The sequence below is a fragment of the Winogradskyella sp. genome, assembly GCF_028282165.1.
Classification (GTDB): domain Bacteria; phylum Bacteroidota; class Bacteroidia; order Flavobacteriales; family Flavobacteriaceae; genus Winogradskyella.
In genome coordinates this window covers 47,562-72,265 of sequence record NZ_JANQIM010000004.1, presented here as the reverse complement: position 1 = coordinate 72,265, position 24,704 = coordinate 47,562, and the positions used below count along the sequence as shown (strand labels likewise).

Here is a 24,704-nt window from a genome sequence, read left to right as displayed (position 1 = left end):
TTTTAGACACAATAAATCAAAATGCCCAAGGGATAAAACATTATTCCTTATCACTTTCTATATAGTCATAACCTTGGTTGATACCTTTTTCTAATGCTGGTACACCACGCTCCATCCAAATAGGTTTAGGGGCACCTTTTAAATAATAATCAAAAAACTGTGACATTCTAATATTGAAATCGATTCGATTTTGCCACTTCAATGGCCAATGTGGTTCATCGTTGTAATTTAAAAACCATGAGGGTTTTCCCAAACGCCTTAAGCTCACGAAGAATTCAATACCTTGATACCAAGGCACATGACCATCAGCATCATTGTGCATGATTAATAGTGGCGTATTGATTTTATCAATATTAAAAATGGGTGAGTTTTCTATATAGCGTTGTGGATATTCCCATGGCGTTCCACCTATACGACTTTGTGTATGTTCGTATTGAAACTGTCGGCTCAATCCTGTCCACCAACGGATTCCACCATAAGCACTTATCATATTCGGCACAGGAGCACCAGATTCTGCAGCCTTAAAAATATCGGTCTTCGTAACGAGATAGGCAATTTGATAGCCGCCCCAACTATGACCCTGTACGCCAATATTTTCTTTATCTATAAAACCTTTGTCAATTAAAGCCGTTACACCTGGAATTACACAATTAAAGGCGCTTTCGCCAGGATACCCATCACGATAATGTACATCTGGATTAAAAATAATATACCCTCGACTCGCATAAAACGGATAGTTAATAGTACTTCTACCATATGAAGGTGCTCGATGCTGGTACAATCCATTAGAGCTCTTTTCATAGAAATTGACTATCATAGGATATTTTTTGGAGGGATCGAAATTTTCAGGTTTAATCAGTATGCCTTTCAATGGTTTTCCATCTAGTGATACCCACTCTATCATTTCGGCAGTTCCCCAATTATAATCATTTTGTTGAGGATTGGCATCTGTGATTTGCTTGAGCGATTTAAATGAAATATCCGAAGACCATAAATTTGGAAATTCAGTAAAAGATTGTCTTGTAAACAACAAACGCTTCTTTTTATCTTTTTGAGCTAACCATGGACGCTCATAAGAATAAGGTCCTACTTCAACAAGATTTTTTAGTCTCTCATTTTTTGGATTGTAGCTTGCAAAGCCACCGTATTTGTTAGCTTCATTAAATGTGCTTAACAACCAATTTTCTGCGTTTGAAATTGATCGCTCTTCTGTATTCAACCTTAAATAACGATAACGTATTTGAGACGCTCGACCATTGGTGAGATTTTTAGAATTGCCAGTATCAGGATCAAAGGCCCATATGTCGAAACGATCATAAATCAAGAGTTTAGAGTCGTCTTCTGTCCAACCAGCAGAACCGTAACTATAGGGATCATCTGGATAATCGTGTAATTCATTATAAAATTGTCGCCCTTTGGTTAATGCTTTATACTTAAGGGTTTGAAGATTATAGGTAAACCATGTACTATCTTTGCGACTGTAACCATACAGGTATTTTCCTTTTGGACTTATGGATGAACCACCATAGACTTTAGTTCCTAAGTTGACACGTTCGCCAGTTCTTAAATCTACACGCTGTAGGTCTCTCGGCAATTGCGCCGTCCATTGTCTTTGAAGTTGATATGGTGTTGCATTACCGATAACGGCATAGTCTCCATTACCTTCATCCCCATATTGTGTCCTGTCATAATCTGTATCTGCAATTTGGATCATCTTATTCTTATCGAAATCGTACAAGGACAAATAGGCTTTTTTCTTATCTTTCTTTACGTCTAATTCTTGAACGGTATACAATCTAGGCTCATCATAGGTCCAAACTTCAACATTAACGATTTCCTCATCGAGCAAGGTGGTATCTTGTACAATTGGCGTTGTCCTTAAACCAAAGAATAAACGTGCTTCATTTTTTGAAAAGTGCAAAGTTTCATCACCAGAGATTAATAGATTTGAAGTATTGTCTTTAGAGTCAACAATCAGTTTAGCTTTTGATTCACCTTGGTTCCAAGCATAAAGTTTAGGCTTTTTTATTTGGCTTTTTGTGGAATCGGCATCAACAACAAATCCTATTCTTTTGCCAGATTCTGAAATGCCCAATTGTGGATATTTGGTTTTATGGTGACTCGTTAGTAATAGAGTACTTAATGACTTATCTATATCATAGTGGTATACGCCGCCACCAAGACTGTCTACTATCCCCGAAGTTGCATAAACGAGATGGCGTCCTTCTTTAGCTAATTTATACGAATGAACAAATTTTAAAGTGTCCTCAATGCCGCTTGACAACTGTCTAATTACCAAATGAAAGCCATTATCTTTAGATACTTTTTTTGGTTTCTTCTTTTTTACTTTTGAAGTGTCCTTTACTTTGGTTTTGGCCGAATCTTTTTTTGCCGATTTTGGCGCTTCAAGCATATAGACTACTATTCCAGACCATTTTTCTGGTAGGCTATAGGATTTTACATTGGGAATTTTTTGAAGCGACTTCTGTTCTATGTCATAGATTATCAAAGTATCCTTTGACAAATTCTTCTTCTTTACCTTTCGTCTTTTCATTTCCCTGATACTGTCTTTCCAGGCATTAACGGCAAATACTGCATAGTTAGAATCGTAAGAAAATTGTCCGCGTTTACTTCGTTGATAAGACATTATTTTATCACCTTTGATGTCTAAAAGTTGTAAACTTTGATCTTTCTCGCCTTTTTCTAAGGCATAGAGCATATAGTCTCCTGAATTAGAAATATTGACATTTCTGATACGATTCCATAAAGCCTTATCTTCATTCTGCATCACTTTCTTTTGGGCAAAGCCAGTTGCTATCGTTGACAAGAAAAATAGAAGTATTAAGATTCTCATATAATCTGTGATATTAGTTTTTGTTTTCATAACCGCGTCCAGGAGTATATGGCGCACCAGCATCTATCAATTTTTGTTCTAAGGTCTTGATATCTTGGTTAAATATGCGTTCCATTTTAGACTTAATTGCCTTAATCTCGTCCTTGGCAATAGCATAACTATCGCGATGCGTTTGTGTTGGTGTTGCTGTAGAATATTTCTGTTCCCAACCAATTGATCCTAAACGACTAGCTGGCGATGGTGGTTGACCTATATCTAATCGACGTTTCACAGGATCGCCATACATGGCTAATTGCATTTCATCTAATTGATCTTCAATGGCCTTGACACTGACTGACAAATTGCTTAGTGGCTGCTCTGCACGTTTAATGGCAGCTTTGATATACTTCAGCTTATTTCTCGATTCAGACATTAGCTTTTGAGCGATACCAAAATCTGCTTGCAATTTGGATACTGCCTTTTGAAAAGCCACTTTTTCAGCACGGTTTTCAGCTGGCAATTCCACATTATCCAAAGCTTTTACTTCGAATCTTACCGGACCAGTTAGTGCTATTAAATCACCCTCTTTTAATAATCCCATCTCAACGGTGTAGTTCCCCGGTGCTACCAAAGTACCTTCATCAGTACCACTAAAAGGATTGTAAAATTTTGGTTTATTCAAATTTATGGGGTTTTGAAGAGTGTATCTCAAATTCCAATGGAAACGCTGAACTCCTTTTTTGGCTGGTTTAAATTCCTTCTTTACCACCTTACCATTGGCATCTTTAATGGTAAATACAAGTTCTGGTTTACTCTCTTCAGTCTCTGCTTTTAAAGCTTCATAACTTGGGTATGGTGTATCCTTATTGGATTTAATTAATTCCTTTTCATCTTTTTGGCGCTGATCTTCCAGTGACTTATAATCAGAATTATAATAATAGGTGATTACTGCTTCTGGACCTAAATTTTTAGCTGTATAAAAATTATCGCCTTGAAATGATTTGCCTGGTAATCCTAGAGGACTACTCTGCTCCCACATTAAGGCAGCTCTAATGGGATAAATTTTGGCTTCATCCTTTGATTCAGAATTTTCAACAGTTCTTAAAGCTGAATAATCGTCCATAACATAAAACCCACGTCCAAAAGTACCAAGGACTAAATCACTTTCACGCTCTTGAATAGCGATGTCCCTAACGGCAATGGTTGGTAATCCATTTTTTAGTTGTTTCCAATTCTTTCCTTGATCTGGTGAAAAGAAAGCTCCGAACTCAGTACCTACAAAAAGTAAATTGCTATCTATATGATCTTCCTCTATGGCATAGACACTACCACGCTCTGGGAGATTTGATTGTATGGCAGTCCAACTTGAACCTTTATTAGCAGATTTAAAAATATAAGGTTTAAAATCACCATATTTATGATGATTAAAGGCTACATAAACAACATCTTCATCATGTTTAGAGAGGTAAATACTATTCACATAAGATTGATTTGGTGCTCCATCTATACTTGAAATTTTCTTCCAGTTTTGTCCACCATCCTCTGAAATATGAATAAGACCATCATCAGTGCCTACTGCTAATAGATTTTTATTTAATGGTGATTCTGAAAATGCTACGATACTTCCATAAAGTGAGGTCGACCCATTTTTCATTACCGCATCTATACTTACAACCCGATCATATACTTTTAGACTATTCCTGTCTATTTGTTGGGAAAGATCCTCACTAATCACATCCCAACTATTACCATAATCATTGGATCGAAACACTTTTTCGGCACAGAAATACAAACGCCCTGGAACGTGACGACTTACAACCAAAGGTGCATCCCAATTGAAGCGATAAGCGTTTTCTCCTTTCCTTGCCTTTGGTTTTATCCCAACGGTTTCACCACTCTTTTTGTCAAACCTTACCAACCCGCCATATTGGGATTGTGCATAGACTATATTTGGATTATTGGGATCGATTTGCGATTCAAAGCCATCACCTCCATTGGTAATAAACCATTCTGAGTTACGAATGCCATGATTCGTTAAAACTCGTGAAGGGCCACCCATGCTAAAGTTATCCTGTGTACCGCCATATATGTTATAGAACGGATAGTCATTATCGACAGCGACCTTATAAAATTGGGTTACTGGTAAATTCTTTTTAAAATCCCATGTTTTTGCAGCATCGAAGGTTTCATAAATACCGCCATCACAACCTACTACCCAATGCTTGTTATTATAAGGATTGATCCACATACAGTGATTATCCACGTGCTTGGTATCTTCACCCACTTTCTTAAATGTTTTTCCTCCATCGTGTGTCACCGACATCCATGTATCCATAGAATATACAGTGTGTTCGTCAATGGGGTCTGCAATTATTTCTTGATAATAATTTCCACTTGTTACATGTGAGCTTCGCTTCTCCCAACTCATACCTCTATTGGTTGAAGCGAAAAAGCCGCCTTCATCATTTGCTGCTTCTACAATAGCATATATAATCTCTGGATTGGCAGGTGAAATGGCTAAACCTATTCGCCCTAACTCTTCACTTGGTAAACCTTTATTAATTTTTGTCCAGGTCTTACCGCCATCTACACTTTTGTGCATGGCCGATCCTGGACCACCACCAACATAGGTATACACATGGCGTCTACGCTGTAACGTTGATGCATAGAGTACATCAGAATTTCTGGGATCCATTACGACATCATTAACTCCTGTATGTTCATCGACTTCTATAATTGAGTTCCAGGTTTTTCCACCATCCACTGTTTTGTAAAGTCCTCTATCACCACCTTTACTCCATAAAGGACCTATGGCAGCTACATAAACCACATCAGAGTTATCTGGATGTACTATAATTTTACCAATATGTTCAGAATTTTTGAGTCCCATATGTTTCCATGACTTTCCGCCATCTAGCGACTTATAAATACCATCACCGTAGGCCACCGAGCGTTGATTGTTATTCTCTCCTGTACCTACCCAAATCACGTTCTGATTATTGGGATCCATAGTGACACAACCAATAGAATAAGACCCTTGCGAATCGAAAATTGGCTCATAAGTTACTCCAGAGTTTACCGTTTTCCACACACCTCCAGATGAAGTAGCCACATAATACTCGAAGGGATTGTTGGGATTAAAAGCAAAATCGGATATCCGCCCTGACGTTAGTGCAGGACCGACATTTCGCCATTTAAGTCCAGAAATACTTAGCGTTTCTAATGGTGTTTTGTCTTCGTTTTCTTTTTTAGATTTTTTTTGGGCAATACATGCTGTGCCGAAACTGAGCATCAGACTCAGAACGACTAATGAAAAGTTTTTCATAAGTGAAATCTAACGGTTGGTTTATCGTATTTATTTTAATTAGTTAATACCACTACTATAAAACTACCAATAATATGATTATTAGAGGGTTAAGCATATACTGAAGCATTGGGAGCTTTTAAATATAGTCCTTTTTAAGACATATAATTATTAAGAGAATTATAAAAAATGAAATAATATGTTTTTTGTTTTGTGACATTCAATAAAGTCCAAAACGAAAGTATTTGACTTTACCTTGTCATTTTGAAGCACCTACATGCTTAATTTGAAGATTTACCATGCGCTTGTACATTTGTAAAACTATAGAATTGATTGCCTTTGACTGTGAACGATACATACATATTTTGTACAGAAAAGGCTAAAAAAAGATAATACCATATAGCCTTAAAACCGCCCATTACTAAAACAGGACGGTTTTATATATTCAAAGTGTATTTATTAAGACTAATACGAAAGACTAATTGATGATCAATTTTTCAGTGATCTGTCCTCTGTTATTACTGAACTGAATAAAGTATAAGCCTTCCTCTAAGGTGCTTATATCTATGGTATTCCAACTATCTCCAAGCTTTCCTCTTTTAATTATTTGACCCATTTGATTATAAAGCTCATAATCCAAGTCATCATTTCCTAAGGCTTTATATTCCACTCTCAATTCAGTACTAGCAGGGTTAGGCATTATTTGTATATCTTTACTTAAACTCCTAGATTCGGTAGATAAGGTAGTTTCTACGTGCATACTGTATGCTCCAAAATCCTGGTCGTCATCACCTCTTATGGCAATGTAGTAGGTAGAAACACCATCAGATATAAATGACCTCACGGCATTAAAACCTGCCGTGCAACCTGACTGCGCTTCAAAACTAACTTGTCCAAAACTGAACAGACAGGTCAAATTGGTACAATCTCCAGTAAATACCCCAACACGTTCTTGAAAAGGTCGATCGCAAAACAACAGTCTGATTTCTTCTTCTGAACCAGACCCTGTGTAGGAATACCAAACCACATTGTCATCATCGTTTGTTGATATACCACATATAGGAATGTCATCAAAATTGGTAGCCCAAGTTGTGTCACCAGTATAGGTCATACCTGTTTCTATGGGAATTGCATCCATGCAATTGTTGTTGGTAGGTGGTGGTGGTGGAATACTGATACATAAATCAAAAGAAGCGTCCAGCCCATCCTCAAAAGAAGACCTATTCATGGTGATTCTTAAATAATAGGTGCTGCCAATTTCCAAACCATAAAAAACAGTGGCTTCGTCTATATCGTTAAACGCACAATAAATATTATCCACATCGCCTCCGGTAGAGCAATCGTTTATATTATTGTACAATACGGCGTTATAATCAGAATCATTAAAGTCTGCATTGGTTGGAATGATTTCAAATTCGTAGTATGTCGATGTGGCTATAAATGTGTACCAAACATCTTCATCATGAAAACTGCAATCCTCAAAATTACTGGGAGCATAGGATGCTCCAAGCGTATTACCTGAAGCAAAAAATGTACAGTTCCCAGATGAGCTTTCCGTTAAAACTTCAGCACTTTCACAAGTATTGTTTTGCGGAATGGTAGACTGCAACCATTCTACAGGACCGGCCCAATCACTAAACAATCCACCACCACAATCGGTGCGTACATAAAACTCATAGCTCGTGTTCTCCGCCCCAGTTACTATAGTCGAAGTATTTGTTGTAGAAGTCCCCGACCCTGTTGGGATTCCCATACCTACTTCTTGTACCACATATTCCCAAGTGGTTTGGCTACCATCATAGGCAGTCCATGACAATTCTGCATCAGTAGCAGAGACAATATTAATATTCAAATCCACTGGAAACACACAATCTATGGGCTCTACACATATTTGGGATATTTGCGGATCTATCTGAATGCCAGAGCGCCATATCGCTAGACTATACTCTGTGTTTGGTTGTAAACTGATTACAGATTGTGTGTCGTTGTTAGTTGGGTTTCTATAACAAAACACTTCCTCATTCCTAAAACAAATTCCTTGACTATTACAATTTAATGAGTGAATGACAAAGTTATCGTTAGTATCTGTGGTTGTAATTCTAACAGCACCGTTTGAAGGGCTAGTAAAACGGGTCCAGATTCCTACTTTTTCTGTTGTAGCGAGAGCATCACAACCAAAACTTAAATATGCTTGGGTATTACCTGCAAAGGCAAAAAAAGGAAAGCCATTATTGTAATCAAAATCTAAGCTTGGCGAGGTATTACAATCACCTGAAAAAATATCTAAAGGTATAGGAAAAGCCACAGATTCACCTTGCAATGGTTGTGTTATGGTAAAAGGTCCGACCCATTGACTATCATTAATTCCACAATTGGATTGTACATAATAATCATAAGCCTGTCCTGAAGTAAGCCCATTAACTTCTACAAAACCAACTCCTGTAGTACTATTTTCGATTATTTGTGTACCGTTACCTAGTACAAATCCAGTTTCACCGTATTCTACAGTCCAATCGGACTGTCCAGCCACATTTCTCCAGCTAAAGGTACTTTCTGTCAGTGCTGTTGGCGAACCACTTAGTGCATAAGGACTTGGGCAATTAAAGGAATCGTTAGAAAACTCGTCTAACTGTAAGAATCCTGTTTCTGGCCCTGTCGATACAATGGCCACATATACATTTTGTCCATTATAGGTCGATAGATTATATTCATATTGTGTATAGTTACTGAACTCGGCTTCTGGATCGGTTTCACTAGCTATAAGTTCTGAAAAATCGTTTATGGCATTTCCTGTTGTTGAAAGTCTGACTTCAAAATTTTGGAACGCATTATTACTTAATACGTGAAACGAAATCCGTTCTGAAATACCGCTAGTAACCAAAAATTGAGGTGTTATTAAATAATCTTCGTTAGAATTATTATCTGTAAAAATAACAAGGCCGTTTCCTCCGCCCCATCCTTGTTGCGTAGATTGCCATTGGTCACCGCCGTCATTATCGATAACCGTCCAATTATTAGGAATGCCGGCATTAAAACTTTCAAAGAATTGTGCGTTAACCGATATGGTAATACAGAATACCATTGCCGTTAGTAGTAAAAGCTGTTTCATGTTATGAATTTTTTAGAGTCCGTTTTCATAAACATCGAAAAGCTTAAAAAAAGTCATCAAAAGTCGGTTATACTTGGAGTCTTATTAGTTTCGATTCTAAGAAATTCCATAACTACATCTTAGTTTAACCATTTCTCTTTCACCTCTTTATATCTTGTTCTCCCAATAGGTAAAGTATGTCCGTTATTTAGTATCAACTCATATTTGCTCCCAGAGAAAACCTTATACTCTACAGCATTATTCATATCAACTAAATAGGATTTGTGAATTCTCTCAAAATTATCAGGCAATAATTGCATCAACTTATCTAAGGACTTATCATGTATCTCTTTGCTTTCATCCTTCAAATGAATTTCAGTGTAAATGCCAGCTCCTTTAATATATATTACTTCAGAAATATCGATTAGCTTCACTGTATGTGCTTTTTTTACAGCCAGGAACTTAAGTGCACTAGGGCCTTTTTCTTTTTGTGATTTAAATCTTTCTAGTGCTAATGCCAGTCTCTGTTTTCCAAATGGTTTTAACACAAAATCTAGTACTCCATAATCAAAAGCCTCTATAGCTTTATCCTGGTAAGCGGAAACAATAATTGTGTGGAATGCGTGAGAAACCATTGTCTGCAAAATTGTAAATCCGCTTTCCCCATTTAGGTTTAAGTCCAAGAGCAATAAATCTATCTTATTTGCACTAATGAATTCCTCTCCATCAGATATTGAATTAACTTTGGCAATTTTTAAATCACTTGCTGTAATGATCTCCTTTAAAAAACGTTCAATCCTTCTAGCGATTGGCGCTTCGTCCTCTACAATTAATACATTCATTTTTCTTTAAATCTAAATAATACTTTCCAACCTTCGGGTACTCTTTTTGATTCAAAAAACCAGTCCTCACCGTAGCTCTCGCTAAGTCTCGATTTTATATACTGCTCACCTGTTCCACCTTCTCTTCTAACCTCTGAAACTGGCTTTCCATAAGTAATTAGTTCATATTGTTTCCATTCTTTTAGTCTAGAGAATACAATTAAAAAGGATATTTCATTATTCTCATTAGGTAAGCAATGCGTAATTCCATTTTCAATGGCTGTGTGTATTACTGCAGGAGGAATTGTTTCTGTATACTCAATATTTTTTTGTTTCAATTTATACTGTACCTCCTTCCTTAAGCGCATCACCTCAATATGGCTTTTGCATAATTGTAATTCTTCTTTTATGGACACTTTTTTTACATCTGCCATTTTATTCAGCATTCTAAACTCATCTGATAAGGAATTGATTAAAGTAATACTATCTTCTGGCGACTGCTCAACTAATTCTATTAGAGATGTTAGGGTATTCATTAAGAAATGGGGCTTTATATTCTGAACCTGTAGTTCAAATTTTAATCTTTCGGATTGCGAAAGTGCCAATTCATAACTTTTCTTTTGTTCCTTTTGATAAATGACCATAGAATACATCATCAATAAAACAAGGATTGCAAAAGTTAGGAAAAGACTAACATCGTGCATAATCATAAAACTCAGTAATGTAATACAAAGAAGTCCCAAAAGAACTGGCAAGCTTCCTCGCTTCTTATTTACAAAAGCAATTCCAACAACGAAAACTGAAAAAACCCACATCGATTTACTAATGAGTATGGCATATGTATCATACATTCTCCAATAGATCATTAATAAAACAATTAAATAAGCTTGGTGAAAAAGGTAAAAAGTCCACTTGTTTTTTAATTGAAATCTGAAAAGGAAAAATAAAGGGATCAATGAGGCTATAAAAAAGTTTAGCCATTGAATGATTTCCAATCGTACAAAATGAAGATCATATGTATACTCATAATATTCTTTTGAATATTCTATAAAGACCAAAAAGAAAAAACTAATGCTTATAAGGCCAAATAGAAGAATAATGAATTCCTTTCTAGTTTTGAAATACGTAAACAGATAATACAGACCTACAATCAGAAACATTCCGCCTAAAATATACATCATAGCGGTCTGAATAAGTGGACGTTTAATCATCTGCTCATATATTCCGATTGAAGTATAAAATAGATTTATATCAGAGGTTGCATGAAAATTAGAATGCCTAATAGCGAGTACATGCCCCCCTTTGGTTAGGAGCGAATTTGGAAGTAAAAAATATTTTCTAAGTATTCCAGGTTCTTCGGTCTCTTCAGAGTCTCCTATAATACCATTCGATCCTATTTTTACACCATCCCAAAAAATATCGTAAGAAGAATAGCTTACAATAGACAATCCGTAGGTTTCAGCAGTATCTATGCTATCAATATAGAATTTAGTCCTTGTCCAAAAACGTGTTTTATAGACATTGCTAGACCTTACCCAAGTATCGTCCTCTTGATACGATTTTACTGATCTATCTAGATTGTCACCCATTTTATAAGTAGTATCCATACCATAGAACAATGCGGTATCGGTACAACCTACCATTAGTAAAGAGAGTATTCCTAATAAAACGATGTAATTTTTCTTCATTGCGTATGCAAGATACTTGAAAAAGTATAGAAACGATGCCGTTCAAAAGTTTATAGAGCCATTCAAAAGTATGGTGACGAATTAGGTAGTAATAGGAATTAGATTTGTTTAAGAACATACATTGAAGAAAATGAAAAAAATAAACTATCTCGTATTATTCTTAGTTGCATTTAATTTATCATGCAGTCAAGAAAGTACATCCGTAGATCCCAAAAAAGCGCTGGCTTTAAACTTTGCAAAAGACGACAAATCCATCTCTATTGAAGAGTTAATGAAAGATAAAGGTTTAAAAGGGTTGAGCGTTGCTGTCTTTGAAGATTACAAAATCATATGGAAAGACCATTGGGGTGTGAAATACGATTCTGTACCCTTAAATGAAGAAACATCTTTCTCAACGGCTTCAATCTCTAAGGCGATTACAGGTCTTTTGTTTGCTATCTTAGAAGAAAAAGGTGTATTTGATTTAGATATTCCTGTTAATACTTACCTAAAGCGATGGAAGATTCCTCAAAACGAATTCAATAAAGATACTCCTGTTACTTTAGTACACTTGTTAAGTCATACCGCTGGTACGTCACAACATGGATTCACTGATTTTTACGAAGGTGAAAAAATCCCTTCTATTTTAGAATCTATTCAAGGAAAGTTACCTAGATACGACAAGGAAATTGAAGTTACTTTCACACCTGGAACCGATTGGAAATATAGTGGTGGTGGCTACACGATAGCCATGATGGCTTTAGAAGATCATTTGGGTAAATCATTGGCAGATTTAGCACAAGAATACATATTCGGCCCCTTGAATTTGAAGAATACAACCATGAAGCAGCCCAATGAAGAAGGTTTTCTAACAAATGTTGCAAAGGCCCATGATAACAAAGGCAACATCATTAAAACCGGAATTCCTATTACACCTCAGGTATCAGCATCTGGAATGTGGTCTAATCCAACGGATATGTCCATCTTGATGATTGAGATTCAAAAAGCGCTTGAAGGTAAAAGTGAAATATTCTCAAAAAAAGTGGCCGAAAGAATCACTACAATAATTACAAGAAAAGGTATAGGAGGCTGGTGTATAGGTTTTGATCGCTTTCAAGCTTTTGGTAATCTAGATTGGTTTTCTCATGGAGGAGCCAACACTGGAATTGGAGGTCATATCTATGGAACTATGAAAGAAGGAAAAGGGATTGTTTTCTTTGGGAATGGTCCTAATGGTATCAGAGTCCCAATTCTTGACGAACTTAGAAGTAATATCATTGAAACTCATGGGTGGAAAAAACCTTTTGATAAAAGCAAACTTGAGGAACTACCTACAACACTAGAAGAACAAGTTGTTGGTCGGTATGAACATGTTGGGTGGGGTTTGAATGAAATACAAAAGAAAGAAGGAAAATTAGTTTTGGTATTGGGAAGGGATTTTGAATTATTTTACTTGGGAGATTATACGTTTGGGATTGATGAAATTCCATTTAAAATGAAATTCAACATAAAAGAAAACGGAGAGCACGAGGTTGAGCAATTTTGGGATAACAGTTCAGAAAAGCTGTTTATGCAACGTAAGGTATTAGGGAAACTCCCTTTTGAATTGGCTCAAGAAAATAAGTATGAAGAAGCTCTGGCGGCCTATAAGAAACTAAAGAAAGAAAATCCAAATAGTTCCCTAGTCTCTGAATCTAGAATCAATAGTTTTGGGTATGAGCATTTAGGTGATAAAAAATATGATGTCGCGATTACTATATTTAAAATAAATACTATTCTTTATCCTGATAGTGCCAACACATACGATAGTCTTGGAGAAGCCTATTTACTTTCAGGGGATAAGAAAAATGCATTGAAGTATTACAAAAAGACACTTGAACTCAATCCTAACAACTCAAATGCTGTCAAAGTAGTAAAGGACCTATCTGAATAAAGTCTTGACCCTAAAGATTTAAAAGGTGAGGATAAAATCTTCATCTTTTTTTATAAGAACTTGCAACATATTGATATAAAACTGCTGTTAACAAAGCATCAATACTTCGATTGTCAAGAAATTCAGAAAAGATAATACCCTGATAAGAACAGCTAATAATGGGTAATTTTCGAAGAGTGTTATAATCTTAATATATTCATAGACAACGGAGCGGTATTTGCGTACCGCTCCGTAATAATTCAATATATTTAAAACTAATGGCTTTTATTTATTTGTGTACATAATTGCCATATTACCCATTTGTTAATATGATTGATTATCTAAATGCTTTAATCTCAATTCTTAAAAACTTTCTTGGTGATAGACTGACCATTTTTCAAGTAAATAGTGAGAAAATATAATTCCTCAGAAAGACCATCTAAATTCATTTCTACTTGTTTGTGAGATTCAAAATCTTGTTTCAGCAAAAGTCTACCAAAGGTATTATATATTTCACAAGATATGATTTCACCTTCACTCTCAATCGTAACCATATCCTTTGTTGGGTTTGGATATATCTTTAAAACATATTCCCTATCATCAGTGCTTTGTTTACGTTTTAGGGTTCTTTGAGATACACTAACACCACAGGCATTAGAAGGAAGAGTTTCTGCACCGACATAAAAAGAACCATAACTATTTGGCTTTATATTGGTGTTAGTAATAGTTATACTATTTCCAGCATTAAAATCGCTTATATTATTATTAAGGAACTGAACATTATCAATTGTTAAATCATTTTTTATTCTCTGTACATCAAATTCAAAACGATTGAAAATTTGATCTTCTATTAGTGCATTACCATCATTCTGGTTCATTTGATAAACAAATGAAACAGCATCTCCCGTTTGCATTGCTCCAGCCCCAACAAGACCCATATAATTAGAATTGTATGATATAGTTTCAATACTTTTTGAAGTAAGCTTTAATATATCATCTACTTGCAAGTAATCTAAGCAGTCGTCCAAGCTTAACATAAGTCCAATAGTGCCACTTACTAGAGGAGCGCCATGCGAAGTCCCCCAGGTATATTTCGAACTTGATTCACCAGGGCATGTCCCATATATCATTTTTGGATAATCTATAACTTGATAATTTGGTGTTACAATGTCTACCTGATCGTTTATAACATGTGGTGGACCTGCAATAGGGCCTGGAGGCCCACTTGCTCCATTTGGACAGGTGTAAGTAAGCAATTCTGGTGGATCTGTACTCACAAGAAGACCTGATACAAGAATATCTTTGATTCGGAATAATGCTTGATCTGGAGGGTTGCAGGTTGTCCAAGGTGTCAGGGGATGATTATCCAATTCGTACCAATGATTCACGGAAGATACTGAAATAACCTCATCAAAACTTGCAGGATAGTTGTATTGTGTAATTGGTTGGCCTAGGGCATCATATTGCATCTCATTTCCTGCACTTGCAACTATAATGGCTCCATAATCTTCTATAATTTCTCTTATAATCTTATAATTACATTCTCCATGAGGTGTTAGCATGTACTCTTCTGGTGGTAAATCTTGTCCCGAGCTAACCCAACTCGCATTTATTATTTTTGCTCCAGATTCTGCTAGTCTTAAAAGAGAAGGAAAATTATAGTCGTCACCATTTATTGAGCATTCATAACAAACCCCCAATTTACCATAGTTGTTGTTACCTTTACCAGCCGCTGTTACAGCGGAACCAGTACCGTGCCTAGATTCCAATAGTGTATAGGGGGGCACATTACAATTGGAAGGAGAAAGAGATTCATAAGGGTCTCCATTTGGAAAATTTACTTTACCATCCAATTCAATATCATCTTCTACAATTTTACTATCAGAGATTCCAATAATTATGCTGGAATTTCCACCTCCTGCAATGCCCCAAGCTTTTGTAGTGTTTATATACTCATAATCATTTACATCAAAAGTTCCATAATCAGAGGGTGCTTGTACGGGTATGGTTACGTAATCATTTGGGAAAAATGGTGGAGGTTCTATAGCATTAAAAGATTGTGAAAAATGAGTACTTTTATAACCATTAAATCGATGGTAATCCTTATTTATTTTGATAGAAGCTAAAAGAGGTTCTTGATACTCACTGTAACTTAAGTATATGCCTGGAAATTCTGCCATTAATTTCTTAATATCATTGTCATCAAGACATTCGATAATAGCAAACCTTAGTACCGCTTCACGTTTTGAGCTAGGTGCGTATTGATAGATTTTAATATCTGGATTATTATCAAAAAAAAGTTGCTCTTTTTGATTAGACCCATCATAAATATAAGTTCCATTTATATTTTTAAACTGTGGAATATCACTACTGCTGCTTAGCTTAGAGATGTATTTTTTTTGTCCAAAACAAAAGGAGCTAAGCAATAAGATAGAAATAAAAAAATAATTACTCTTTAACATTACTTCTATTTTTTAATTCCTCAATTTCCTTTTTCAACTCAATAGCATATAAAGTAAGTTCTTCTATTTTCTGAAGCAAAAGCTTGTTCATTTCTCCCAGCTCTATACCATTTTCTTCTACCTCTTGTGCACTAGGTATATCCTTTAAGTGTCCATTGTCGTTGATGTAATCTTCAACCTCCTCTAGCGTTGGTAGCTCATAGTTGTCCTCAAAAACAAAATCTGCCCAATCGGTATATACTTTAACAGCTTCAGCCCTTACCTTTCCGGCAACAGATAATCGATAGGTATCTGGACCATCAACAAAAGACATGGTACCGATGCCAATATTTCCGGTAGAGAATACGTCGCCTTCAACTTTGGCGCTACCGTCTCTAATCACAAATTTATGTCCTTCACTTTGTAAATAATTTCCATAATCTCCAATTACAATTCTAGAGTCGGTTTCTGGCAAATGCATATATATACTGTTGTCATTGCCTAGTGTACCAACTTTGAAAAATTCAGCATTGTTCCTGTTCTTTAATCTTAAAAATGTAGTGCTGTCATCATAGCCAACAGCAAGAATTTGTCTTTTTGCATCATTGTCCAAAGAGAAATAAAACGCATCCACTGTTGAGCTTTGCCAATATCTAAAATTATAATCCGTGGCGCCAGTTCCATTGGAGCCAATACCCACAAATTCGTTGTTTGTGGTCAATGTGTTGTTGGGTATGTCTAACGTCCATTGTCCTTGGACGTAGTTAATACAGCATAAGAGGGTAACAAAAAAAACTACCTTTTTCATAATAATTGGATTTTTAAAATTGATTGTTGTTAATATTTGTTTGTAAAAAAGGGACCAGATCTCATATGCGCACTAGAAATAGGGTTTCGAATTTACACCTACTAAAGTATGTTACATCATTAAAACGGCATTAAGGTTTTTCCACAGAAAAACTAAGGAAAAACCTTAGTTTTATTCCAATTCCAAAACTTACCTTTAAACCTTAATTGATTTTACTCTAGCAATTTGTATTTATTCTGGATGGATTTCTAAGGTTTTGATTAATTAACCTTTCAAGAGCTATTACATGAAAGAATCTAAACCTAATTTTAAGATGAAATTGAATTAAGAGAAGTAGATATTACAGCGACTAAAAGTGTAGTTTTAAAATACCAGCCTTTTTGTATGTTATAGCTAAACCTTATTCATAGAATGTGTAAGGTTTTAAATAAAGCCCTTTTCCTCAGCAACTCTCAATAGCTCACTATCGCTACAATTCTCTTTACCAAAAATTGCCTTTAATTGTCGTTTTCTACGCTCAATTCCTGTTGAAGACAACGCTATATGTTGAGTTAAATCTTTGGTTTTTATTCCTTTTGATAAATAAAATAGTAACTGCCTATCTATTTTGTCTAAGATGTAATCATTTTTTGCAATTTTGCGCAGTAATTTAAGCACTGTTTTACTATAAAAGGGCTGGTTATCCAGTACACTTTGTAAAGCATCAATTATAGTACTTTTTGTAATATCATCTTTAATTAAAAACGCATCCGGATCTAAAGTTTTAAAAATAGAATTGATTCTAGTGTTATCATTAAACATTGTAGAAACTACTATTTTAACAGTAGGTAGCTTCTCTCTTATTTTTAATCCTAAATCTTCACCAGAAATGATAGTATTATCGCTTGAAGGCGGTATTCTAATATCTAAAAAAACAATATCAAAATTTGAAAATGTAAGCTTCTTAAGTACATCGTCTGTATTAATAGCACTATTAATATTAAATACAACGGTATCATCATTTTTGTTTAAATGCTCAAGGGCACTTTTGTAGGCTTCAACAATTATAGGATGATCATCTACAATTAATATGGAGATTGGTTTAGTCATAATATTATAATGGAAATGATACTTTAATTGTTGTTCCCTTACCTAAACCTGAATCAATAAAAACCGTACCTTTTAATGCCTTAATCCTAGACTTAATGTTTTTGAGTCCAATCCCATATTTAACTTTTCTGGGGTTGAATCCTTTACCATCGTCACTAATAACAAGTTCTAAACTGTTATTAGTAGAGCTAAAAACTAGATTTACAATCTTTGCTTGAGCATGTTTTATAGTATTAAACAAGGTTTCTTGTATTATCCTGTAGAGATTCACCTTAATCTTGTCACTAACCGTTTTCCAATCTATTAAGGATACATTTGTTAAATTATATTCAATATGATGCAACTCTTTTTGCTCATTTAATAAAGCTTTCAGAATACTACTAAAATCATTATCAACGGTCAAGTCATTTGTTTTTAAGTTATGGGATAGTTGTCTCACATCCTTCTCTATAGTATTAATTTGCTCTAAGTAATCATTAAACTTTTTTAAGTCTTCGGTATCTCCTTCTAATTCTAAGAAGCTTAGACCTAAACGTGTACCAAAGAGTTTACTAAGAACACCATCGTGCAGTTCTTCTGAGACTCTGTAACGTTCTTGTAACCGACCTTCTTCTAATTTATATTGTTGTGCAAGGATAAGGTTATAAATATCTTCATTGGCTTTTTGTTGTGCTTTAGAGAACTTTAGTTTTCTGTTCTTAGAACGCTGCACTAAGATGATATAAAGCAAAAGTGACAAACCTAAGAGACCTAGGGTTATAGTATAGAGCCATTTTTTTTCTTTGGCCAACTGCACATTATCAATTTCTAACTGATCACTATCGTACTCAATACGTGCAAACTTATTACGCATATTACGCTCTACTTTAGTAAGACTATCGCTAAGGGTAATATATTCTTTTAAATAAGCTTTGCCTTTATCACCTTCTTCTAAATTTGCTAATAGCATTAAAGATTTTAATTTATAATCGTTGTCTTTTAGGATTTTTGAAAGCTCGTAAGCTTCTTTTGCATATATATAGGCACTGTCCTTTTGATGTTCTTTACTGTATACTTCTGCTATATCTAGTGCTATATATTGTTTGGTTTCTGCTTTCTCGTAATTCTCTGGTAAGGTGTCACAAATTCTATAGGCTTTTTTTAAATCAGTAACAATTGCATCAACATTGGTATCACCATTTAGATAATTTGTCATGGCTATATTATCTATCAAGAAAGGGTAAAGACAAGGGTCATATTTAAAAAATTGCTTTTTTTTATGCATCTTATCATAATATCCCAAAGCTTCTTTATAATTTTTTTTGTTGCGATAAACTTCGGCTATATTATTATAGGCAATTATCAAATTCAATTCACCTTCTTCGTATCCTTTTCTAATCATCTTTTTACTAACCTCAATAGCTTTTTTATAATATTTCAAGGCTTTTTCGTGATATTCTTGATCATCACATACCATACCTAACAAATTATATAAATCAAATTTAGCATCAAGACGTTCTAGAGTTTCTGGCAGTTCATTCAAAAAACTTAACCCTCTAACTATATGTTCCTCGCATTTTAAATATAGTTTTAATTCTATGTAAATGTCGGCAATGATTAGATGAGGGTGATGCTTATACTTTGCGTCGGCATATTGATTGTATTTTAAAGCCTTTATCAAATAAATATAAGCACTATCCTTAGGTTTAAAATAATGATAATAACCCCCTAAGTTAGAGCTAGAATGAGCAATGGCTTTTTTGTCATTAATCCGTTCAGCTGTTTTAAAAATGCTTTGATTTATAGATACATATAAATCATGTCTTCCTAAAGAAAAATAAACCCCTGATAATCTCATATTAGACCACAATATCGTAGAATCAATTTTAGTCTGCTTAGCGAGTTTTAAAGAACGTTGTGCAAAAATTAGACATTGTTCTAGTGTATACTTAGACTCATCCCTAGAGAGTTCACGAAGCATATAAATACTATCTACAGGCACATCATTGTGTTGCGCATTGAGGTGACTAAAGCCTAAAAGCATAAGACATATATATAAAGTGTACTTTTGCACAACAGTGGTGATTTTATAGGATAAATATAAATTAACTCAGAAAGAATTAAAATAAAATTAAGTACTCAATACAATTTCTTAATCCATGGTCTACCTTTAAATAGTTCTAGTACATTTTGCAAAACTTCCCTTCTTATTGAGATGTATATTTTTCTTCTTCAACTAAGCTTTTTACAAAATCACCAATTATATTTTTAGAGAACTTTTAAAAATCGTAAAACCCATTTAGTTCTATTTTGTGAAATCCGGATGCATAAAGCACTCTTTCTTGCCCTAATGGGATTTACAGGAAAAAGAATACGAATACAGGATAATTCTTGAACTTTTTATCGATACAGAAAGTAATATTGTCTTATTTTATTGACTATGAGTGCTAGGAATACAAAAACAGAACGCCAATATCATAGATAGTGAATCTTTAAAACAAAAAATCTTTTATATAAACTTAGTATACATTTAATTGGCATTGGCAGATTTAGTCTTTAATTGTATGCTTTGATTTTCTTTTACCTGCTATATAACCCAAATAAAATGGCAAACCGGAAACAACTACAAAAAGGAGAATTAAATAAAATATTAGCCCTTTTATAGTTTTACCTAAGCTTTCAAAGGCATTCTCTATTCCATTATCTACTAAATCTTGTGCCTTAGTGCTTAGTGCAATTCGTTCTCTTTTAATAATAGAATCAAGAGCAACACGTTCTCTTTTAATCATTAAATCAATATCCTCTACATCCGAAGATAAACTGCGCATTGCAGAACCAATTTCATAATTAAGATTTCTAAATAATGGGCTAATGTTATTTTTAAACTCAACGATAGCGTCTTCAATAGTTTCAGGTGAGTCCTCAGCCACTTTTAGTAAGCGTTCAAACTGTTTGTCGACTTCTGCAATCTTAGCTTCGATATCCATTGAATCGATACCTCTCTCACGTAGTATCATCTCGGTTTTCCAATTGAATCGCTTTCCTGACGCATCTGAATAGTAACCGAAACGATTAGTAGCATCCGCCACCACTTCTGATAGGGTCCCAACAGTTTGTACTGCTGTACTGTCAGGTATTTGTTTAAATTTTAAATACGACTCCCTTATCGATTTATGTTTGAATTCTTTTTGTAGCAATAGTGGTGTATCATTAGCATATTGGTATACAAAATCCTTGATTTTAGAATATTCTTTATTAGTTAAAACATTGCTAGCTATCTTCTCTATGTCTTCAATGTTCCTATCAACTGCATCTATAGCAACGGGTTTATATTCGGCAAAGACACCACTTAATTCGGATCTATTAAGTGAATTTCTTACTTCCAAGAAATACGACCAAGTATCCATTAAGGCTATCTTTGGTTCTGTCTGAAAACTAATTTTTCCAAGCTCTTCAGAAGTCTTAATTTTCCAGTGAATCGTATTTAGCTGTATGTTCTTTCTATCAGCCGATAAATTTAAAATACTGTCAGCCGCCTGCTCTACCCTATCCATAGCAGTTTGCGCAAATTTTTGTGTTAGCAACCTGGTATTTAACTCTCTTACTCCTAATGGCTTTTGTTCACTCTCAATTTTTACCAAAGAGCAAGAACTACATAAAAAAGAAATGGATAAAATAATATTTACAAAATAACCATTGACCTTAGAATTTTTCATTTTAGCGTATATTTAATTAAGTACTACTTATTTAATAAGTAATTAGCCACAGCATGATAGGCTGGTAATGATGTTGGATCAATCTTGGCATTTTTTGCTTCGGGATGAGATGAAAATCTAACCAGAACCATTTCAGCTTTTGGGTCTATGTAGATAGTTTGCCCATGTACACCACGTGCAGCAAATGCACCATGTTCATTATGTGTTATCCACCACATATCACGATAACTCCATCCCTTTAAAGAACCGTATGCAGATTGACTAAACGCTTCCTTATCACCACCTTTCATTATGTCTCTAATTAAAGCTTCTGGTAATATTTGTTTTTTATTGAACTTCCCCATATTACGCACCATTTCCCCGAACATGGCCATATCGCGCATATTGGCACTAAAGCCACCGCCAGCAAATGCAATACCAGCTCCATCGACCTGAAAATAACCATCATGATGAGTACCTAAAGGTTTCCATATCCGCTCTGATAATAACTCGGGAATACTCTTGCCTGTAACTCTCGAAATAATCCATCCCATCACATCAGTATTAATGGTCTTATAGCCAAATGCTTCACCATGGTTACCATCTTTCTCAACTGTCTTTAAATAATCGTAGTAATTGTTTGGTCCGTTATAAGAGGATGGCTTCGGAAATGGATTCCCCGCAGCTGAAAATGCCCAAATCTCGGCTTTGGGATCTGAGTAATCCTCACTGTACTTCAAACCAGTGATCATATCCAAAATTTGTCTAATCGTAGCATCTCCAAAGGCTGAATCTTTTAGTTCAGGCACATAATCTACTCCAGTCTTATTTTCATCTAACAGCCCTTCTTCAACTAGTAAACCACCCAGAGTACCTGTAAATGTTTTGCTTACAGACATTGCGGCATGGACTCCATCTGGTTGTAATGCCCCAAAATACTTTTCATAAACAATTTTTCCTTTATGCAGAATTAATAATCCATCCGTATAATTGACCCCCAAAGCTTCTTTAAAAGTCATCATATCGGAACTGTTGGTTGGTAAAAAAGTGACTCTATCAATATTAGAATCCAATTTAACTTTGAACTTATAATGCCGATCAGTAGATGCCTTGACCTCTGTAGTTGGCATAAATTGTCTCATGTGGCAAACACTGTATCTTAAAGCAGGAAATTGAAAGAAGCTACCATCGATTGCAGATACAGTCCTTTCTTCTGATGGTGGAAATCCTTGCATCCATTCCATCGCATTAGGATCAGATTGGTTACTGTCTAGTATTTTTTGCCCAGAAATGTGTTGAGGTAATACAACAGACATAATTAATAGAAAAAAACGCATTGTTCTCATACTATGATGATTTACAGGTTAATGGATTTAAAAACAAATTAAGGATTGTAATCAAAGGGGATAATAAAGATATATAAAATGTTTAACTTTTTTTTGTTTTTGTTAAACAAAACATAAAAGCTTTTGTTTTGACAGAATTAGTTCTAAAAGGTAATTCCAGATAAATAATAAAAAAAAATTGAATGAAATAAACGATAAAATTGGTTTACTTCCCGATACAGAAATTAGCAAAAATATTGCCCAACAAGTCATCATTAGTAATTTCTCCTGTGATCTCACCAAAATGATATAAAGCCTGACGGATATCTATGGCCAATAAATCTCCAGACAGACCTGTCTCCAGACCATGTTGTACCTTTTGGATTTCTTCAAAAGCTTTTAAAAGGGCATCATAATGACGGGAGTTGGTCACTATAGTCTCGTTATTTCTTAATGCTCCAGTATTGATAAGATTTAAAAGTGAATTGGTCAGTTGTTCAACTCCAAAACCGGTTTTGGCAGATAATAAAAGGATATCAGCTATGTTTGAATTAATGGCCGCTAACTGTATATCATTCAGCTCATCAATTTTATTGGCTAATACCAACAGTGGCTTTTGTGGATATTTATTTCTTATTTTTTCAATCTCTATTCTAACAGTTTCTAGATTATCGATATGCTTGTACGCATCAAATAGATAAATAGTAACTTGAGACTGGTCAATTTTTTCAAACGTCTTCTTTATGCCGATGCTTTCTACTACATCCTCTGTATCTCTAATGCCTGCAGTGTCTATAAATCGAAAGCCTATACCTCCAATTGAAATTTCATCTTCGATCGTGTCTCTGGTAGTTCCAGCAATTTCAGATACTATCGCTCTATCTTCATTAAGTAGAGCATTCAATAAAGTAGACTTACCCACATTGGGTTCTCCTACGATAGCTACGGGAATTCCATTTTTAATAACATTGCCTACCGCAAATGAATCTATAAGGCGTTTCAGCACAAAACTGATGCGCTCTATGAGTTCCTTAAACTGTGTTCTGTCGGCAAATTCAACATCTTCTTCAGCAAAATCGAGTTCCAGTTCAATCAACGACGCAAAATTTAAGAGTTCTTCCCTTAGTTTTGCAATTTCAGAAGAAAATCCACCACGCATTTGCTGCATGGCAATTTGATGTGAGGCCTCGTTATCGCTCGATATTAAATCGGCCACAGCTTCAGCCTGACTTAAATCCAATTTTCCATTCAAAAATGCACGTAATGTAAACTCACCAGGTGTGGCCATTCTGCATCCTAATCTTAAAAACAACTGAATGATTTCTTGCTGAATATATGATGACCCATGGCAGGATACTTCTATGACATCTTCCCCAGTGTAGGAATTTGGATTTTTAAAAACGGATACCAAAACCTCATCTAATGTTTTGTTACCATCTATTACATGGCCCAAATGAATGGTATGAGTTACTTGCTTTCTAAGATCTTTTCCAGAAACTGATCGAAAGGCTTTTGAAGCTATAGATATTGCGGCTTTACCAGATAATCGTATAACAGCTATGGCTCCACTGCCAGATGGTGTTGCTAATGCTACAATAGTATCGCTATGCATAATTAACTGCTTTGATGCAAAAGTATTGCAAAATATGTGATTGTTAAAAGTAGCTCGAGCATTTAAGATTTAATTCACAAACTAATGATTTAATTATTAGGCTTAGTTTTTATATTTGCAGAGCAAAACT

At 34.9% G+C, this 24,704-nt stretch carries 13 protein-coding genes; 1 reads left to right on the top strand and 12 read right to left on the bottom strand.

Annotated features, from left to right (window positions below; all coding sequences use genetic code 11):
* Positions 1 to 40: 40 nt before the first annotated feature.
* The 5 genes from Q0972_RS01690 to Q0972_RS01670 all read right to left on the bottom strand — a co-directional run bounded on the left by Q0972_RS01690 (position 41) and on the right by Q0972_RS01670 (position 11,734).
* Positions 41 to 2,884: a prolyl oligopeptidase family serine peptidase gene (locus Q0972_RS01690; protein ID WP_299361785.1), complete on the bottom strand. Its 2,844-nt coding sequence runs from the start codon at positions 2,882 to 2,884 to the stop codon at positions 41 to 43.
* A complete protein-coding gene (locus Q0972_RS01685; protein ID WP_299361782.1) occupies positions 2,868 to 6,158 on the bottom strand; it encodes a glycosyl hydrolase in 3,291 nt (1,096 codons plus the stop codon). The genes Q0972_RS01690 and Q0972_RS01685 overlap by 17 nt, the downstream gene beginning before the upstream one ends.
* Positions 6,159 to 6,615: 457 nt before the next feature.
* Positions 6,616 to 9,246: a choice-of-anchor J domain-containing protein gene (locus tag Q0972_RS01680; protein ID WP_299361779.1), complete on the bottom strand. Its 2,631-nt coding sequence runs from the start codon at positions 9,244 to 9,246 to the stop codon at positions 6,616 to 6,618.
* A gap of 119 nt (positions 9,247 to 9,365) precedes the next feature.
* Positions 9,366 to 10,067, bottom strand: coding sequence for a LytTR family DNA-binding domain-containing protein (locus Q0972_RS01675; protein WP_299361777.1), 702 nt, complete (start codon positions 10,065 to 10,067; stop codon positions 9,366 to 9,368).
* Positions 10,064 to 11,734: a histidine kinase gene (locus Q0972_RS01670; protein ID WP_299361774.1), complete on the bottom strand. Its 1,671-nt coding sequence runs from the start codon at positions 11,732 to 11,734 to the stop codon at positions 10,064 to 10,066. The genes Q0972_RS01675 and Q0972_RS01670 overlap by 4 nt, the downstream gene beginning before the upstream one ends.
* 130 nt (positions 11,735 to 11,864) lie before the next feature.
* Between Q0972_RS01670 and Q0972_RS01665 the strand changes: the two genes are divergently transcribed.
* A complete protein-coding gene (locus Q0972_RS01665; RefSeq protein WP_299361771.1) occupies positions 11,865 to 13,646 on the top strand; it encodes a serine hydrolase in 1,782 nt (593 codons plus the stop codon).
* A 335-nt stretch (positions 13,647 to 13,981) separates the two neighbouring features.
* Here Q0972_RS01665 and Q0972_RS01660 read toward each other — a convergent pair whose 3' ends face one another.
* From Q0972_RS01660 to mnmE, 7 genes are all read right to left on the bottom strand, one after another.
* Positions 13,982 to 16,087, bottom strand: a complete 2,106-nt coding sequence (locus Q0972_RS01660) for a S8 family serine peptidase (RefSeq protein ID WP_299361769.1) — start codon at positions 16,085 to 16,087, stop codon at positions 13,982 to 13,984.
* Complete coding sequence (locus tag Q0972_RS01655) at positions 16,074 to 16,874, bottom strand: hypothetical protein (protein WP_299361766.1); 801 nt, start codon at positions 16,872 to 16,874, stop codon at positions 16,074 to 16,076. Before Q0972_RS01655 ends, Q0972_RS01660 begins: the two co-directional genes overlap by 14 nt.
* 423 nt (positions 16,875 to 17,297) lie before the next feature.
* Positions 17,298 to 17,963: a response regulator gene (locus Q0972_RS01650; RefSeq protein WP_299361764.1), complete on the bottom strand. Its 666-nt coding sequence runs from the start codon at positions 17,961 to 17,963 to the stop codon at positions 17,298 to 17,300.
* Between the two features lie 4 nt (positions 17,964 to 17,967).
* Positions 17,968 to 20,016 carry a sensor histidine kinase gene (locus tag Q0972_RS01645; RefSeq protein WP_299361761.1) on the bottom strand — a complete coding sequence of 683 codons (2,049 nt, stop codon included), beginning with the start codon at positions 20,014 to 20,016 and terminating at the stop codon, positions 17,968 to 17,970.
* A gap of 475 nt (positions 20,017 to 20,491) precedes the next feature.
* Positions 20,492 to 21,658: a hypothetical protein gene (locus Q0972_RS01640; RefSeq protein ID WP_299361758.1), complete on the bottom strand. Its 1,167-nt coding sequence runs from the start codon at positions 21,656 to 21,658 to the stop codon at positions 20,492 to 20,494.
* Between the two features lie 23 nt (positions 21,659 to 21,681).
* The gene (locus Q0972_RS01635; RefSeq protein WP_299361755.1) at positions 21,682 to 22,953 is read right to left on the bottom strand and encodes a serine hydrolase; all 1,272 of its coding nucleotides are present in this window, start codon (positions 22,951 to 22,953) and stop codon (positions 21,682 to 21,684) included.
* A gap of 235 nt (positions 22,954 to 23,188) precedes the next feature.
* Positions 23,189 to 24,577: a tRNA uridine-5-carboxymethylaminomethyl(34) synthesis GTPase MnmE gene (gene mnmE, locus Q0972_RS01630; RefSeq protein WP_299361877.1), complete on the bottom strand. Its 1,389-nt coding sequence runs from the start codon at positions 24,575 to 24,577 to the stop codon at positions 23,189 to 23,191.
* Between the last annotated feature and the right edge of the window lie 127 nt (positions 24,578 to 24,704).

Bases quoted from the DNA above. Each gene is read 5' to 3' on its own strand.
- Q0972_RS01690 (WP_299361785.1), bottom strand. From the start codon at position 2,884: ATGAAAACAAAAACTAATATCACAGATTATATGAGAATCTTAATACTT.
- Q0972_RS01685 (WP_299361782.1), bottom strand. From the start codon at position 6,158: ATGAAAAACTTTTCATTAGTCGTTCTGAGTCTGATGCTCAGTTTCGGC.
- Q0972_RS01680 (WP_299361779.1), bottom strand. From the start codon at position 9,246: ATGAAACAGCTTTTACTACTAACGGCAATGGTATTCTGTATTACCATA.
- Q0972_RS01675 (WP_299361777.1), bottom strand. From the start codon at position 10,067: ATGAATGTATTAATTGTAGAGGACGAAGCGCCAATCGCTAGAAGGATT.
- Q0972_RS01670 (WP_299361774.1), bottom strand. From the start codon at position 11,734: ATGAAGAAAAATTACATCGTTTTATTAGGAATACTCTCTTTACTAATG.
- Q0972_RS01665 (WP_299361771.1), top strand. From the start codon at position 11,865: ATGAAAAAAATAAACTATCTCGTATTATTCTTAGTTGCATTTAATTTA.
- Q0972_RS01660 (WP_299361769.1), bottom strand. From the start codon at position 16,087: ATGTTAAAGAGTAATTATTTTTTTATTTCTATCTTATTGCTTAGCTCC.
- Q0972_RS01655 (WP_299361766.1), bottom strand. From the start codon at position 16,874: ATGAAAAAGGTAGTTTTTTTTGTTACCCTCTTATGCTGTATTAACTAC.
- Q0972_RS01650 (WP_299361764.1), bottom strand. From the start codon at position 17,963: ATGACTAAACCAATCTCCATATTAATTGTAGATGATCATCCTATAATT.
- Q0972_RS01640 (WP_299361758.1), bottom strand. From the start codon at position 21,658: ATGAAAAATTCTAAGGTCAATGGTTATTTTGTAAATATTATTTTATCC.
- Q0972_RS01635 (WP_299361755.1), bottom strand. From the start codon at position 22,953: ATGTCTGTTGTATTACCTCAACACATTTCTGGGCAAAAAATACTAGAC.